Genomic DNA, 14,726 nt, shown 5'->3' with positions numbered 1-14,726 from the left:
GGGGCGGCTGTGAAGTAAACCACACGAGATGGAACCGTATCCCAAGACATGCACGTTAAGCGATAATAGCGACACGAAAGGTGACGGGAAATCCGCCGCTCCGCTGGGAGCGGCCTCATGGTCTCCGGCTAGAACGCGCAGGGCAGCGACTTGATGCCGTTGACGAAGTCGGAGAGCAGGCGCTGCGGTCTGCCCGTGGAGCGGATCCCGGGCACACGGCGGTGCAGTTCGCGGAACATCACGGTGATCTCGCGGCGGGCGAGGTGGGCGCCGAGGCAGAAGTGCGGGCCGGGGCCGCCGAAGCCCACATGGGGATTGGGGCTGCGGGTGACGTCGAAGCGGTCGGGGTCGGTGAACACCGTCTCGTCGCGGTTGGCCGAGGCGTAGTACAGGACCACCTTGTCCCCCGCCCGGTAGAGCCGGCCGTTCATCTCGTGATCCCTGGTGACCGTGCGGCGCATCCAGGTCACCGGGGAGGCGTGGCGGACGATCTCCTCGACCGCGGTCGCGGCGTGCGCCTCGAAGTCCGACCACCAGAGCTCGCGCTGGCCGGGGTGCAGGGTGAGCAGCTTGAGCCCGTGGGAGATGGCGTTGCGGGTGGTCTCGTTGCCGGCGACCGCCAGCAGGATGAAGAAGGAGCCGATCTCCTGGTCGGTGAGCGACTCGCCGTCGATGTTGGCGTTGACCAGCGCCGACGTCAGGTCGTCGGTCGGCTGCTCGCGGCGCCTGCCCGCCAGCTCCGACAGCAGCCCCGCCAGCTCGCCGCCCGCGGTCAGCAGGCGGTGGACCGCGACGTCGGGGTCCCTGCCGAGGTACTCGGGGTCGGCGCCGGCCAGCACGACGTTGGAGTTCTCGAACACCATGGCGCGGTGGCTCTCGGGGATGCCCATCATCTCGCAGATGACGACGAGCGGCAGGCGCGCGGCGACCTCGGTGACGAAGTCGCACGGCCCCTTCTCCAGCAGCTCGTCGACGATCTCCTCGGCGATCCGCTGGACGCCGTCCTCCAGCCTGGCGAGCATGCGCGGCGTGAAGCCGCGGCTGACGATGCGCCGCATGCGCGCGTGCCGGGGGTCGTCGAGATTGATCATCGAGCCGAAGAACTCGTTGAACTCCTGCGGCATGTCGGGGATGGAGACGGCGCTGGGTTCGGAGGCGAACACCGACGGCGTGCGGCTGGCCTCGACCACGTCGGCGTGGCGCACCAGCGCGTAGTACCCCGGCCCCGCGGGGACCGGCCCCATGTCGACCTCGTCGAAGAACACCGGCGGGTGCAGGCGCAGCCGCGCGAACGCCTCGTGGCGTTCGCTGAGCGGCCTGCCCCAGAAGTCCAGGTCCGACAGGTCGATGCCGTCGAGGTCGGAGGGTCGGGTCGCCTGAGACATGGGGGTGGCCCTTCGGGTCGGTGTGCGGCACGCCACCCCTACTCTTTACACGCGAGTGCTCTGTGTCAAGTGGCGGGGGCGCGGAGTCCGCCGGCGACGCCGCGGGGCCCGGCCGATGGCGGCCGGGCCCCGTGGTGGACATCGCTGCTGCGCGGGCGGTTTCGAGCCGGTCACTCCGCGATGCCCGAGGCGATGCGCAGGGTGGAGAGCAGTTCGGTGGGACTGTAGATCGCCTGCCCGATCGCCGCGGAGAAGGCGGCCAGCATGTGCATGAAGATCAGCGGATCGCCCTGGGTGAAACGCTCGGCGATCGCGTGCTCGCCGACCGAGTACGCCTCCCAGGCGCTGATCACCGCGAACTCGACCTCGGGGGGCAGCAGGTCGGCCACGGCCCTGGCGACGGCCTCGCGGGAGTCGGCGGGCTTCCAGACCACTCCGGTCTCCTGGACCCTGCGGGTGAGGAAGGTGGCGAAGACCTTCAGCTCCGAGGTCGCGTCGTCCACGCCGTCGGCGGCCGTGACGCCTTCGACCGCGCTCTCGACGGCGTCCCGGTCCTTGTTGACATAGGCGTCGATCAGTGCGATGGCGAGGTGCTTGATGTGGTCGACGTCGTCTGTTCCGGACATGGTCCCATCATGCCCCGCCCGGCCCGGGATTACCGAACCCGACATGGGGCCGGCGGGGGCGCCGACCGGTTCCGGCGCCCCCCGTCCCCGGGCCCTAACGCGCGGAAGGCTCGAAGTCCGGGCGCAGCGGCATGCCGGCGTCGGTCCCGTCGAGCTTGACACCGAGGATCTGGTGGAGCTGGACCACGTTCCTCTCGAAGCCCAGCACGCAGCCGGCCATGTAGAGCCGCCACACCCGCGCGGTGCCCTCGCCGACCTCCCGCACCGCGGCGTCCCAGTTGCGGTCGAGGTTGGCACCCCAGTCGCGCAGCGTCAGCGCGTAGTGGTCGCGCAGGTTCTCCTGGTGGTGGATCTCGAAGCCGGCGTCGTTCATCTTCGCCTGGAGCCAGCCCGGCCCCTCCAGCTCGCCGTCGGGGAAGACGTAGCGGTTGATCACGCCGCCCGGCACCCTCGGCGGCAGGTCGTTGCGGGGCCGGGTGATGCAGTGGTTGAGCAGTCGGCCGCCCGGCTTGAGCTTGGCGTGCAGGGAGGCGAAGTAGTCCGGTACGTTGCGCATGCCGATGTGCTCGGTCAGGCCGATGGAGCTGATCCGGTCGTAGACGCCGTCGGGCACGTCGCGGTAGTCCATGTGCCGCACCTCGGCGAGGTCGCCCAGCCCCTCCTGGGCGATCCTCTTCTGCGCCCACTCGGCCTGCTCCTTGGACAGCGTCACCCCGAGCGCCTTCACCCCGTACTCGCGCGCGGCGTGGATGACCATGCCGCCCCAGCCGCAGCCGACGTCGAGCAGCCGCATCCCCTCCGCAAGGCCCAGCTTGCGCGCCACCAGTTCGTACTTGTGGAACTGCGCCTGCTCCAGTGAGGCGTCGGCGGCCGGGTAGACGGCGCAGGTGTAGGTCATGGAGGGACCCAGCACCAGCTCGTAGAACGCGTTGGAGACGTCGTAGTGGTGGTGGATGGCCTCGGCGTCGCGCCCCTTGGAGTGGCGCGCGCCCAGGCCGAACAGCCGGGAGCGGCGCACCTCCTGCGGGGGCGGCGGCACCCGGTTGACCAGCTTGACCCAGCCGATGTCCCTGACGATCCGGGCGAACTCCCGCGGGGTGATGCCCTCGCCGAACGTGATCTCCGACATCCGCTGCAGCGCGGTGTACATGTCACCTTCAAGGTCGAGGTGACCGGAGACGTAGGCCCTGGTCAGCCCCAGTGCGCCGGGCGCCTGGGCAAGGTAGTTCAGTGCCACCGGGGTCCGGACGACGAGTGCGACGTCACTGTCCGGGTCACCCGCGGTGCTGCCGTCGTAGGCGCGGAACCCAACGGGTGCCGAGGCACCGACGACCCGTTCGAAGATCTCCGCCAACCTCATTGCTTTTCCCTTCTCACCGCACGTCGCCCCTCCCCTGATGCGGGCCGGCGTGTCACCTGTTTCCCACGCACTTGGCGTAGAGGCCGAGGAGTCGCTCGCCGGGGTCATAGGCGTGCTTGAGCCGCCGGTAGGCGTCTCCGTTGTACAGCCGCCAGAACTCGTCCTGCGTGTAGAACGCGTCGGAGTAGAGCGACTTGTGTCCGCCGAGCCGGCCGACCTCCTGCTCGACCAGGCGGTTGTAGTGGTGCACGCCCTGCCCCGGGCGCCTGGGGACCATGCCCCAGAAGCCGAAGTTGACGTACAGCCGGTCCTGCTCCAGCGGGTAGAGCGGCCAGACGTGGTCGTCACCCGGAGCGGGCTTCTCCCGCAGGCGCAGCGGGCACATCCAGATCGGCGCCATGCCGACCTCTGAGTGGAAGAAGTCGAGGAATTCCGCGCCGCGGTCGACCGCGACCTCGATGTCCTGGATGAGCGGCTCCGACTGCGGCCTGCCCCGGTAGTGGGCGAGCAGCCGGCTGAAGTCGGTGCGCCGGTCCAGGGCGACCAGTCTGCGGTAGACGTCGGAGCGCTTGAGCGAACGCGGCCACAGGCGGCGCACCGTCGGGTTGTGCAGGCCGAACGCGCGCGAGCACCAGAACCAGTCGGTGTCCCAGCGCCACAGGTAGTCGTGGACGGTGAGGTAGTCGCCCGGCCCTGGGCCCGCGTAGCGCGGGATGGAGGTGTGGTAGATGTCGGTGCCGGTGTAGTCGCTGGTCCAGGGGGCCCTGTCGACGAACGAGGCCAGGGTCAGGTACAACTCGCCGGGGGCGGCGGCCATGCCGTCGACGAAGTCCACCCGCTCGCCGTCGTGCTCGGCCGCGGCGCAGATCCGGGAGAAGGCGTCCATGGCCTCGCCCGCGTCGGAGAAGCGCAGGTGGCGCAGGTGCACGTACGGCTTGACCGGTTCCAGCTCGATGCGCAGGCGCAGGCTGTAGCCCAGGGTCCCGTAGGAGTTGGGGAAGCCGTGGAAGAGCTCCCGGTGCTCGTTGTCGCGCCGCGCCACGACGACGTCGCCGGAGCCGGTGAGGACCTCGATCTCCTGGACCGACTCGTGCGGCAGCCCGTTGCGGAAGGAGGAGGACTCGATGCCCAGGCCGGTGACCGCGCCGCCCAGGGTGATGGTGCGCAGTTGCGGCACCACCAGCGGCATGAGCCCGTGCGGCAGGGTGGCGGCGACCAGGTCCTCGTACGTCGTCATGCCGCCGACCTCGGCGACCCGCTCGACCGGGTCCACCGACAGCACCGAGTCGAAGGCGCCGACGTCGAGCCCGGGGGCGTCGCCGGAGTCGCGGAAGCGGAACAGGTTCGACGTGGGTTTGGCCAGGCGCACCGGAGCGCCGGCGGGAAGCCGGGCGTAGTCGCGTCGGAGCCGCTGGACGGCCGCGACGTGGTCGGCGAGGTCACGCTGGGAAGGCTGACGACTCACATTCACCCGCTTCGTCACAAGGGGTCATCGTATTTTCCGGCCGCGTCGAATGGCCAGCGACACGGCCACAGGCCACCATATTCCTACCTGCAGGTAACCGCACGGGGTTATCCCCGGCGCTCGCATGCCGTTGTTCACCTCGCGGAGCGGAGTGGATCGGGCGCGGTCCGTGGCCGCTCCGGAGCGGGCCGGTGGGCGTAGGATCGGCAGACGTGCGCATCGTCCTCGTCGACTCAGGGATCGGACTGCTCTCCACCGCCGCCGCACTGCGGAAGGCGCGCCCGGACGCAGATCTCACGCTGTCCATGGACCCCGACCACATGCCGTGGGGCCCGCGTCCCCCGGCCGAGATCGCCGAGCGGGCGCTGGCGGGGGCACGGGCGGCCCTGGACGGCGGGCCCGACGCGATCGTGGTGGCCTGCAACACCGCGTCGGTGCACGCGCTCGACGCGGTGCGCGCCGAACTGGAGCCGGGGATCCCGGTCATCGGCACCGTGCCGGCCGTCAAACCGGCGGCCGACCGCGGATCGCCCATCGCCATCTGGGCCACCCCCGCCACCACGGGGAGCCCGTACCAGAACGACCTGATCGAGCGCTTCGCCACCGGCGTGGCGGTGACGCCGGTGGCCTGCGACGGACTGGCCGACGCCGTGGAGTCCGCCGACGGCGCGGCGATCGACGCGGCCGTCGCCCGGGCCGCGGCGCGCACACCCGGCGGCGTCGCGGCCGTGGTGCTCGGCTGCACCCACTACGACCTGGTGAGCGAGCGCGTCATCGCGGCGCTGGGGCACCGGCCCGCCCTGTTCACCGCCGCCGGGGCCGTCGCGGCGCAGACCCTGCGCCGACTCGGTGCCGCCGCCCGGCCCGACGCGCCCCGCACCGGCACCGTCACCGTGCTGGCCAGCGGGCGCCCCGCCGAACTGCCCGCCGCCGCCCGCGGCTACCCCGCGGGCGCCCTGCTCTGTTCGGCCCAGGAAGATCTGCGGGAAGCCCCGGCTCCAGGGAGCCTTTAAGGTTCGCTCCAGGATGGAAGCGGCGCGCGGGTGGGCGATTCTCTCGCGCGGCCTCCAGGCTCGTGGACGGAAAAACCGCCCTCCCGCGCGCGAAACGCACGCCGACGTCATGGGTACAGGCCGACACCATGGTTTCGGCCCGGCACACGAAATGGCGGCGTGGGTGGCGCGGCGCCGGGGCGGTCCCCGGGGTGCCTCCGGCCGCGCGAGAGGATCGCCCGGTCACCGCGGATTCCATCCTGTGGCCGAGGTTCAAGGCACTTTTTGGTCGAGGACGGCGGGCACGGTCGCCCAGTCACCGCAAACCCCGGCACCGGATCGGGCTCAAAGACTTCCGGTGGCCGGGAGCGAGAATGGTGGCCGATCACCGCACTACACCGGCTCGTCCTGCGGGACGGCGGCGTCGGCGAGGGTGCGCACCAGGGCGCGGACCCCGGCCGTGTCGTCGCCGTGCAGCAGGGTCTCCAGCAGCGCCAGCGCCGCCGTCCGGTCACCGGGCGCGCTGCGGACCCTCCTCCACTGGGGTTCGGCCGCGGCATCGGTGAGCATCAGGGTGCGGCCGACCTGGCCGAGCGCGTTGAGCAGCGTGGTGTCGTCGGGCCGCCGGGCCAGTCCGGCCAGCACCAGGTCGGCCTGCTGCTCGGGGTCGACCTGCTCGGGCGGTTGCGCGTGCAGGTGGGCCAGGAGGCCGTCGGCCGGGACCGGCAGGACCGCGGCGGGGATCCGGCCGATCTCGGAACGGGCCTCGATCAGGTCCTCGCGCAGGTCGCCGCCGCGCCTGATCTCGGACAGCGCGCGCTGCGCCCGCTCGGCCGCGCTGCCGGCGACCCACCGCGCGCCTCGGGCGGCGGCGAGCCGCGCGGCGCTCAGCGACAGCTCCAGGCAGGGCCGATGCGACCCCACCCGCTCCAGGTGGCGCGACCACGTGGTCAGGGCGACGCCGACGCGCCAGTCGTTGCGCACCGCGCCCTGGGCGACGAGGTGCTCGACGGCCTCCACCCAGGCCGACCGGAGGTAGGGGTGCGCCTCGGCCTCACCGACATCGGGCAGCGCGGCCAGGGCCTCCTCGACCGGGTAGGTGCCGACCCGGGCCAGCCATGCCAGCAGCCGCACCCGCTCGAACCGGATCCGCCGGTGGGCATCGGCACGAGCGGCGCCGCGCGGCCAGTTCGCCACGCCCGCCCGCTCCAGGTGCCGCAGAGCGGCCAGCGCATCGGCGTGCCGGTCCAGGTGGCGCAGCGCCCGGACGTAGCCGAAGCCGTAGTACAGCCCGACGTCGGCACCGGTGGCGCGGACCGGGACCGCCCGGGTGTCCAGGTGGCGCACCGCCTCGTCGGGCCGCTCGTCGTCGACCAGCATGTCGGCGTGCGCGACCGCCAGGGACTCGAACGCCGGCGTCCCCGGCTCGGCGTGCGCGGCGGCCTCGGCCAGCAGCGCGGCCCGGTCCACCGCGTGACCGGGGCCGTCGATGTTGGCGTAGCAGTTCAGGACGTTCTCCGCCGCGCAGGCCGCCGGCGGGCACGTGCCGCCCGACGCCGCGGGACCCTGCGCGTGCGCGCCGCGCAGCCGCGCCTCGGCGTCGGCCAGGGCCGCGGTGCCCTCCTTGCGGTCGCCCACCCGCGCGGCGACGGGCCAGTGCCGCAGGTAGTTCTCCAGCCACGCGGCCCCTTCGGCGCCGCGCGCGGCGCGCAGCGCCGCGGGCATCTCGGCCCGGAGCCGGGCGGTGTCCCCCTCGGCCGCCAACCGCGGCATCCGGACCACCGATTCGGCGAGCTCGTCGTGTCCGTCGGCCCGCAGCTTCTGCGCCGTTTCGCCCACCCATGTCCACAGCGTCATGAACCCGCCCCCTTCGTGCGCGCAGACACCGAAAGTAGCAGCGTGATTACGCTCGCGTACGGGAAACGCGAAAAAGTCGCCCTCGCGCCTGCCTATAGACTTCGGAAGAACCGGGGGGATCACACGGGAACGGTTGCCACGCTGAGGAATGGGAGCGCTGCGGACATGGGTTGGCGAGACCGATTCGGCCTCCGGAAGGTGCGACGACGCAAGGGCGGGAAGAACCGCTTCGACCGCCACGCCGACGACACCGACATCACCGCGCTCATCGAGTTCGCCAAGAGCCGCGTGGGCGTGGAGTTCTACGTCGAGCCCGAGACGTTCGCCACCGGCACCACGGCCGTCGCGGTGGCCACCGACGGTGAGTGGATCCGGCGGCGGGTGGGTGCCCCCGAGGTCATAAAGAAGGTCGCGCACAACCTTGCGGCCCCGGCCTACGATGTTGAGATCGTCGGTTATCCCAAGCGCATGCGCGAGTGGACGGCGCGCAACAAACGAGGTCTGTCCCTGGAGGACTGAGCCGGGGCGGAACGGCCGTCCAGGCGTGCCCCGAGCAGAAGGAAGTCCCGGCGCCCCATGAGCGCTTCCAAGAACGAGCGGACGGCCCAGCGGCGGCCCTCCCCCGCCAAGAACGGCATGCCCTCCTGGCTGCCCAGGGCGATGATGCTGGCCGTGTGGACCATTGCGGCCTTCGGCATCGCCTGGTGGCTCTTCGTCCAGTTGCAGGACCTGCTCGTGCTGCTGCTGATCTCGCTGTTCCTCGCGCTCGCGCTGGAACCGGCCGTCAACTGGCTGCACCGGCACCGCTGGCCGCGCGGGCTCGCCACCGGCGCGGTCATGCTGCTCGTGTTCGTCATGGTCGCCTCCTTCTTCACCGTGCTGGGGTCGATGCTGGTCAGCCAGGTCGTCGATTTCGTCGACGAGCTTCCCGCGATGACCCGCGCGGTGCTGCGCTGGATCAACGCCACGTTCAACACCGACTTCTCGCCCACCAACCTGCTGAGCGAGATCTCCAGCGCCAGCGGGCTCATCGAGCAGTACGCCTCCAGCCTGGCCGGGAACCTGTGGGGCGCGGGGACGACCGTGCTGGTCCTGCTGTTCAACGGGCTGACGATCGCGCTGTTCACGTTCTATCTGTGCGCCGACGGCCCGCGGTTCCGCCGCACCATCTGCTCGGTGCTGCCGCCGCGCACCCAGCGCGAGGTGCTGCGCGCCTGGGAGATCGCCATCGACAAGACCGGCGGCTACATCTACTCCCGCGCCCTGCTCGCGCTGATCTGCGCCGCGGCGCACTACCTGGCGCTGACCGTGCTGGACATCCCGTTCGCGTTCGCGCTGGCGCTGTGGGTCGGGGTTCTCTCGCAGTTCATCCCGACGGTGGGCACCTACATCGGCGGCGTGGTCCCGGTGCTGGTCGCGCTGATGGAGGGCCCGTGGCCGGCCATCTGGATCCTCGTCTTCATCACCGTCTACCAGCAGTTCGAGAACTACGTGCTGCAGCCGCGCATCACGGCCAGGACCCTCGACATGCACCCCGCGGTGGCGTTCGCCTCGGTCATCGCCGGCGCCGCGATCCTGGGCGCACCCGGCGCGCTGCTCGCGCTGCCCGCGGGGGCCAGCCTGCAGACCTTCCTCAGCATCTACATCAAGCGCTACAGGGTCGAAGAGCACCCGCTGCTCGACGCCGATCCGGACGACGCGAAACCCAAACCTGAGCCGGCCGCACGGCGGGACGCCGAAACCGACGGCGATTCGGCCTCCGACGACTCCACGACCGTCGCCGACAACGCCTGACAACGCCCTGGCCTGGGAGCCGACCCCGCCCCGGCGCCCGATGCGTCCTATATCATCCCGAGTCCGCGTTTGGGAGGAAACAGACAGGCCATTCCGGCCGTACGTAGATCTTTTTGGGCATTGATGACGACAGTTTGCAGGAACTCCTTCACCGAACCGGTTCCCTAATGGAGGGTTCCCATCGCATACTCGCCTGGGAGGGGGACTGCCACGATGAAACAGGAGCTCACCGCTCTGTGCTGCGATTGCGGCGCGATCCGCAGGGTCAGCGCCTACCGCGGCATAGGAGAGGCGCAATCGGCCTACGGCCTTGCGAGGTGCGTTGTCTGGCGGTTGTGCCGACCGTGCGGCCACCGCACCTACCACGCCTACCTGCGCACCGACGACGACCGCGACGAGCTCGAAGACGCCCTGAAGCTGGACGACGCCCTGGCCGCCGAGGCCCTGGACGAGGAGATCGAGCAGATGCGGCTGTGCGGGGTCGAGATCGGCCACGCCCCCGTACCGGCGATCTGGGACGGCCAGCCGGTGGGAATGGTCACCCAGCGGCTCACCGACCACTCCTACGCCATCGTGCTCGACCCCAACGCCTCGGTCGTGGCGCGGCTGAAGCTCATCGACCTCATGTGGAACGAGCTGTCGATCGGCGACCACGACGACCGCTGGTACATCCACCCCGCCGACGACGAGTCCCCCGGCTACGCGGTCCGGCTCTTCGGCTACCGGCTGCGCCGCTAGCCGCCGGGCAGGCCGGTACGGCGCGGCGCCGTGTCAGACCGCGCTGCCCACCGGCGCGGCGGCGTCGAGCCGACGCAGCGCGGCGCGGGCCACCTCGGGGTCGGTGGTCCCCCAGTAGGGCGGCAGAGAGGCCCGCAGGAACCCCCCGTAACGCGCGGTGGCCAGGCGCGGGTCGAGCACCGCCACCACACCCCGATCGTCCATGGCGCGCAGCAGCCGCCCCGTCCCCTGGGCGAGCAGCAGCGCGGCGTGGGTCGCCGCCACCGACATGAAGCCGTTGCCGCCGTGCGCGCCCACCGCCCGCTGGCGGGCCGAGGACAGCGGGTCGTCGGGGCGCGGGAACGGGATGCGGTCCACGATCACCAGTTGCAGCGACGCCCCCGGGACGTCGACCCCCTGCCACAGCGACAGCGTGCCGAACAGGCAGGAGCGCTCGTCCTCGGCGAACTCCCCGACCAACTGGCCGGTGGAGTCGTCGCCCTGGCACAGGATCGGGTGGTCGAGGCGCTCGCGCAGATCCTCGGCGGCCTGCGCCGCGGCCCGCATCGAGGAGAACAGCCCCAGCGTGCGGCCGCCGGCGGCCTCGATCAGCCCGGCGATCTCGTCCAGGTAGCGCTGGTCGAGCCCGTCGCGACCGGGCGGCGGCAAGTGCTTGGCGACGTAGAGGATCCCGCTGCGGGCGTGATCGAAGGGCGAACCGACGTCCAGCCCCCGCCACCGCGGCTCACCGGCCGCGGTGTGGGAGTCGTCGGCGTCCTCCCCTGCCTCGCGCGCGTCCTCCGCCGCCTCCTCGGCCGCCGCGGGGCGGGGCCGGGTCTCCTCGCCCGCCGTCTCCCTGCCGAGCCCCCACTGCACGGCCAGCGTCGTGAACGATCCGCCGAGCGCGAGGGTGGCCGAGGTCAGCACGGTGGTGCGGTCGCCGAACAGCTTCTCGCGCAGCAGGCCGCCGACCGCCAGCGGCGCCACGTGCAGGCCCGGCGGCTGCTTGGGGCTCTTGGTGAGCCACACGACGTCGCGCCGGTCGCGCAGCGGCGGCTCGAAGGACTCCAGGACGCGCACGGCGGTGTCGTGCACCTCCTCCAGCGCGGCCAGCGCGAGCCTGCGCGCGGTGGCGGCCTCGGGGTCGTTCTTGTTCTCCGGGCCCAGCGCGGAGATGCAGCCGTGCGCGGCGTCGCGGACGCTCGCCACGGCGCCGGCCAGCGCCTCGGGCAGGTGGTCGACGCGTCCCGGCTCGGCGTCGGTGAAGATCAGCGCGAGTCCGTCGGCGGTCTCGCCGAGGCGCTCGGTCAGCTCGACCTCGCACAGGCGGGCCGCGCGCTTGGCCGCGGTCGCGACCGCCCGCTCGGTCAGCGCGCCGCTGGCCGCCGATGTCACCCGGTCGACGAGCTCGTGGGCCTCGTCGACCAGCAGCACGCGGTGCTCGGGCAGGATCTGGTAGCTCTGCATGGCGTCGATGGCGAGCAGCGCGTGGTTGGTCACCACGACGTCGACGCCGCCGGCCTCGGCCCGCGCCTGCTCGGCGAAGCATTCGACGCCGAACGGGCAGGCCGCGGCGCCCACGCACTCGTTGGCCGCGACCGAGACCTGCCGCCAGGCGAGGTCGCCGACGCCGGGCACGAGTTCGTCCCGGTCGCCGGTGACGGTCTCCTCGGCCCACTCGTGCAACCGCTGGACCTGCCGGCCCAGCGAGGACAGCGCGCGGGGGTCGAACAGTTCGACCTCGTCGGGCTCGGCGTCGGCCGCGGTCTGCAACCGGTGCCGGCACAGGTAGTTGCGCCGCCCCTTGAGGATGGCGAACGTGGGCTCGCGCCGGAGCAGCGGCGCCAGCGCGGCGGCCAGCCGGGGCAGGTCGCGGTCGATGAGCTGGCGCTGCAGCGCGATGGTCGCGGTGGAGACCACGACCGTGGTGTCGTTGGCCATGGCGTGCCGGATCGCCGGCACGAGGTAGGCCAGCGACTTGCCGGTGCCGGTGCCGGCCTGCACGACGAGGTGTTCCTCGATGTCGATGGCGGCGTCGACCGCTTGGGCCATCGCCACCTGCCCGTCGCGCCGCGCCCCGCCGAGGGCGCGCACCGCGGCGTCCAGTAGTTCGTCGACGTCCGGGAGATCAGCCACGCATGTGACAGTACCGGTCCGCGGAACCGGGCGGGGACCGTTGTCCACAGCCGCTCGTGCGGCGCGGCCGCGCCGCCGCGCCGGCCCCGGTCACTCCACCGTGACGGTCAGCTCGTCGTGCAGGAAGCACAGGTACTCGCGGACGTTCTGGGCGTCCTTGAGCGGATCGGGGTAGGACCAGGCGGCGTCGGCCACCTCGCGGTCCCCCACGCGCAGGTGCCAGTAGAAGGCCTGTCCCTTGTACGGGCAGTACGTCCGCTTCTCGCTGGGGACCAGCAGCTCGCCCCGGACCCCTTCGAGCGGGAGGTAGTGGCGATTGGGCAGGCCGGTCTCGGAAAGGACCCTCGGATGGTCGGTCAGCGCGATCTCCTCGTCCCCCAGCCGCACCAGCACCCGCCTGGCCGACCGGCGGACGTCGACCCGGTGGAAGGGGTCGCGCAGGTGGCCCTCGACCTGCTCCTCCTCGTCGTACCATGCGTCGGCCGCGTCCCAGTACATCGCCGCGAACCCGCGCAGCCAGGCGGCCTCGGGCACGGGCTCCGGATAGGCCCACACGGCGTTCTCCGCGACCGCGCCGTCCACCGCGACGTTCCAGTAGGCCGCGTCGCCCTTGTACGGGCAGTGGGTGGTGTGGCCGCTCGGAGTGAGCAGGTCCTGCGCGATGTCCTCGATCGGCACGTACAGCACCGGCAGCAGCCCGGTCTCGTGGACCAGGCCGCCCCGTTCGGAGTCCAGCACCGTGCGCCCGCCGATCACCGCCCGCACCCGCCGCGGGAACGGGTGCATGAAGAGCGCGTGCCGGGGCGCGTCGAGGGCGTAGTTCACCGTCGTGGGGGCGTCCGCGGCCAGTGGGCCCCCGCCCAGGGTCAGCGACATGGTCTTTCCTCTCCTCGCGTGATCGCCGTCGGCGGTGGTCATGCCCCGAAGAGCGGCGCGGCAGACATCGGCGCCGACGCCGCGGCGACGGCCTCCGCGAGCCGCCGGGCGAACGCGGGCGGGGCCCCGCCGATCGATCGGTGGGGCCCCGCTGACCGGATGCCGAAGACCGCCGTCAGGAGGTCTCGTCGGCGCCGGTGTCAGCCGACGCGGACCGGCGGCGGCGCGACAGGTACATCGCGGCGCCGCCACCGCCGACGGCGACCACCGCGGCGGCGATCAGACCGCCGAGCGCGGCGCCGGTGACGGGCAGACCGCCGTCGGCGTCGCCGTCCTCGCCGTTGTCGTCCGCGGGCGGAGCGGGCTTGTCGTCGCCGTCACCGCCGCCGTCGCCGTTGTCGCCGTCGCCGGGCGGGGTGCTCGGGTCACCGCCGCCGTCGCCGTCGCCGTCGCCGGGCGGGGTGCTCGGGTCGCCGCCGCCGTTGTCGCCGTCACCGTCGCCATCGCCGTCACCGTCACCGTCGCCATCGCCGTCGCCGTCGCCGGTGACGTCCTTGTCGCTGAAGACGCCGGTCGTGGCGAAGTCCAGGCGGTGCTCGAAGTACTCGCCTTCGGCGGGCGTGACGTTGAACTGCACCAGCAGCCAGGAGTTGGCCGTGGTGACGTGGTCGGCGCCGTTCTCCTCGAGCTCGGCGGAGTGCTTGGTGGCGACGACCTCGACCGTGGCGTCGGTGAACTCGAAGGTCTCGCTCCAGGAACCGCCCTGGAACTCGACGCTCTCGCCCAGGACCTTCAGGCCCTCGACCTCGATGCTGGTCGACGCGCCCGCGTCAGCGGTCCAGGTGGAGGTGGACGTGGCGGAGCCCAGTTCGAGGATCTCGGTCTGCGCGGTCTCGTCCAGGGTGGTGAGGAGGTCCTCCCCGCTCCCGCCGTCGCAGAGCCCGCTGTAGGACACACCGGCGATCGACGCGGTGGCGGTGAGCTCGTCGCCGGTGCGGGTCACCGAGCTCTCCGCGGACTCGGGAGCGCGGGAGTCGCCCCAGTTCTGCGCGCCGCCGCCGCTGGACCAGTCCGCCGAGGCGTCGCCGTCGGCGCGGTCGGTGCTGACATCGCCGACGGGGGGCGCGCTGAGGCAGAACTCGTCGGTGGCGATGCGGGCGTTGGCGTAGTGCGCGCCGCCGGTCCCGGGGGCCGAGGGGTCGGCCTGGGCCGGCGCCGCGGCGGCGAGCGTGAGCGCGCCGGCCGCGGCGAACACGCCGCCGGAGGCCGCCAGGCGCCGGGCGAACACTCGGGTGGGGGCGGCGGGGGATATCGGAGTCAAGGTCGACCTCTGCTTGTCTACTCGTCGGATGTCCTGGGCACGGATCACGGGGCTGTCCGCGCAGGCCGAGCGGGGGCGGAGAGATCCAAGCGGGAACAGGGGATGGACCGGTCGCGGCACGGGAACCGATGAGGGTGCCACTGCCCGTGCGCCTCAGGACGCGAATCGCCACACGATTCGCCAGGAGATGGAATCAA

12 protein-coding genes are annotated in these 14,726 nt (G+C 72.2%); 4 read left to right on the top strand and 8 right to left on the bottom strand.

All coding sequences use genetic code 11. The annotated features are described in order from the left end of the window. Nucleotides 1-128 precede the first annotated feature (128 nt). The 4 genes from HDA32_RS07500 to HDA32_RS07485 form a co-directional block, all read right to left on the bottom strand. Nucleotides 129-1,385, bottom strand: a complete 1,257-nt coding sequence (locus HDA32_RS07500) for a cytochrome P450 (RefSeq protein ID WP_179642509.1) — start codon at nt 1,383-1,385, stop codon at nt 129-131. Between the two features lie 170 nt (nt 1,386-1,555). Continuing rightward, nucleotides 1,556-2,011: a hypothetical protein gene (locus tag HDA32_RS07495; protein ID WP_179642508.1), complete on the bottom strand. Its 456-nt coding sequence runs from the start codon at nt 2,009-2,011 to the stop codon at nt 1,556-1,558. Between the two features lie 94 nt (nt 2,012-2,105). Further along, nucleotides 2,106-3,371 carry an SAM-dependent methyltransferase gene (locus HDA32_RS07490; RefSeq protein WP_179642507.1) on the bottom strand — a complete coding sequence of 422 codons (1,266 nt, stop codon included), beginning with the start codon at nt 3,369-3,371 and terminating at the stop codon, nt 2,106-2,108. A gap of 52 nt (nt 3,372-3,423) precedes the next feature. Next, nucleotides 3,424-4,842, bottom strand: a complete 1,419-nt coding sequence (locus HDA32_RS07485) for an FAD-binding oxidoreductase (protein WP_179646529.1) — start codon at nt 4,840-4,842, stop codon at nt 3,424-3,426. Between the two features lie 206 nt (nt 4,843-5,048). Between HDA32_RS07485 and HDA32_RS07480 the strand changes: the two genes are divergently transcribed. Continuing rightward, a complete protein-coding gene (locus HDA32_RS07480) occupies nt 5,049-5,849 on the top strand; it encodes a glutamate racemase (RefSeq protein ID WP_179642506.1) in 801 nt (266 codons plus the stop codon). A gap of 372 nt (nt 5,850-6,221) precedes the next feature. Here HDA32_RS07480 and HDA32_RS07475 read toward each other — a convergent pair whose 3' ends face one another. Next, nucleotides 6,222-7,685, bottom strand: a complete 1,464-nt coding sequence (locus tag HDA32_RS07475; protein ID WP_179642505.1) for a hypothetical protein — start codon at nt 7,683-7,685, stop codon at nt 6,222-6,224. Nucleotides 7,686-7,850: 165 nt separating this feature from the next. Between HDA32_RS07475 and HDA32_RS07470 the strand changes: the two genes are divergently transcribed. The 3 genes from HDA32_RS07470 to HDA32_RS07460 all read left to right on the top strand — a co-directional run bounded on the left by HDA32_RS07470 (nt 7,851) and on the right by HDA32_RS07460 (nt 10,217). Beyond that, entirely contained in the window at nt 7,851-8,204 is a 354-nt protein-coding gene (locus tag HDA32_RS07470; RefSeq protein ID WP_179642504.1) for a hypothetical protein, read from the top strand. 57 nt (nt 8,205-8,261) lie between these two features. After that, entirely contained in the window at nt 8,262-9,479 is a 1,218-nt protein-coding gene (locus HDA32_RS07465; protein WP_246334261.1) for an AI-2E family transporter, read from the top strand. A 213-nt stretch (nt 9,480-9,692) separates the two neighbouring features. Then, nucleotides 9,693-10,217: a DUF6315 family protein gene (locus tag HDA32_RS07460; protein WP_179642503.1), complete on the top strand. Its 525-nt coding sequence runs from the start codon at nt 9,693-9,695 to the stop codon at nt 10,215-10,217. 33 nt (nt 10,218-10,250) lie between these two features. On the opposite strand, the gene HDA32_RS07455 is transcribed toward HDA32_RS07460, so the two are convergent. From HDA32_RS07455 to HDA32_RS07445, 3 genes are all read right to left on the bottom strand, one after another. Next, nucleotides 10,251-12,332, bottom strand: coding sequence for an ATP-dependent DNA helicase (locus tag HDA32_RS07455; protein ID WP_179642502.1), 2,082 nt, complete (start codon nt 12,330-12,332; stop codon nt 10,251-10,253). Nucleotides 12,333-12,422: 90 nt separating this feature from the next. Continuing rightward, entirely contained in the window at nt 12,423-13,208 is a 786-nt protein-coding gene (locus HDA32_RS07450; protein WP_179642501.1) for a DUF427 domain-containing protein, read from the bottom strand. Nucleotides 13,209-13,383: 175 nt separating this feature from the next. Then, the gene (locus HDA32_RS07445) at nt 13,384-14,529 is read right to left on the bottom strand and encodes a hypothetical protein (RefSeq protein ID WP_179642500.1); all 1,146 of its coding nucleotides are present in this window, start codon (nt 14,527-14,529) and stop codon (nt 13,384-13,386) included. Between the last annotated feature and the right edge of the window lie 197 nt (nt 14,530-14,726).

The organism is Spinactinospora alkalitolerans, from assembly GCF_013408795.1.
In the GTDB taxonomy this organism is placed as follows: Bacteria; Actinomycetota; Actinomycetes; order Streptosporangiales; family Streptosporangiaceae; genus Spinactinospora; species Spinactinospora alkalitolerans.
Note: the sequence above shows the minus strand (reverse complement) of the source record. Positions and strands in the feature narration are given on the sequence as shown.

Coding starts and splice junctions, on each gene's coding strand:
- HDA32_RS07470 (WP_179642504.1), top strand. CDS start 7,851: ATGGGTTGGCGAGACCGATTCGGCCTCCGGAAGGTGCGACGACGCAAG.
- HDA32_RS07450 (WP_179642501.1), bottom strand. CDS start 13,208: ATGTCGCTGACCCTGGGCGGGGGCCCACTGGCCGCGGACGCCCCCACG.
- HDA32_RS07460 (WP_179642503.1), top strand. CDS start 9,693: ATGAAACAGGAGCTCACCGCTCTGTGCTGCGATTGCGGCGCGATCCGC.
- HDA32_RS07465 (WP_246334261.1), top strand. CDS start 8,262: ATGAGCGCTTCCAAGAACGAGCGGACGGCCCAGCGGCGGCCCTCCCCC.
- HDA32_RS07490 (WP_179642507.1), bottom strand. CDS start 3,371: ATGAGGTTGGCGGAGATCTTCGAACGGGTCGTCGGTGCCTCGGCACCC.
- HDA32_RS07495 (WP_179642508.1), bottom strand. CDS start 2,011: ATGTCCGGAACAGACGACGTCGACCACATCAAGCACCTCGCCATCGCA.
- HDA32_RS07500 (WP_179642509.1), bottom strand. CDS start 1,385: ATGTCTCAGGCGACCCGACCCTCCGACCTCGACGGCATCGACCTGTCG.
- HDA32_RS07475 (WP_179642505.1), bottom strand. CDS start 7,685: ATGACGCTGTGGACATGGGTGGGCGAAACGGCGCAGAAGCTGCGGGCC.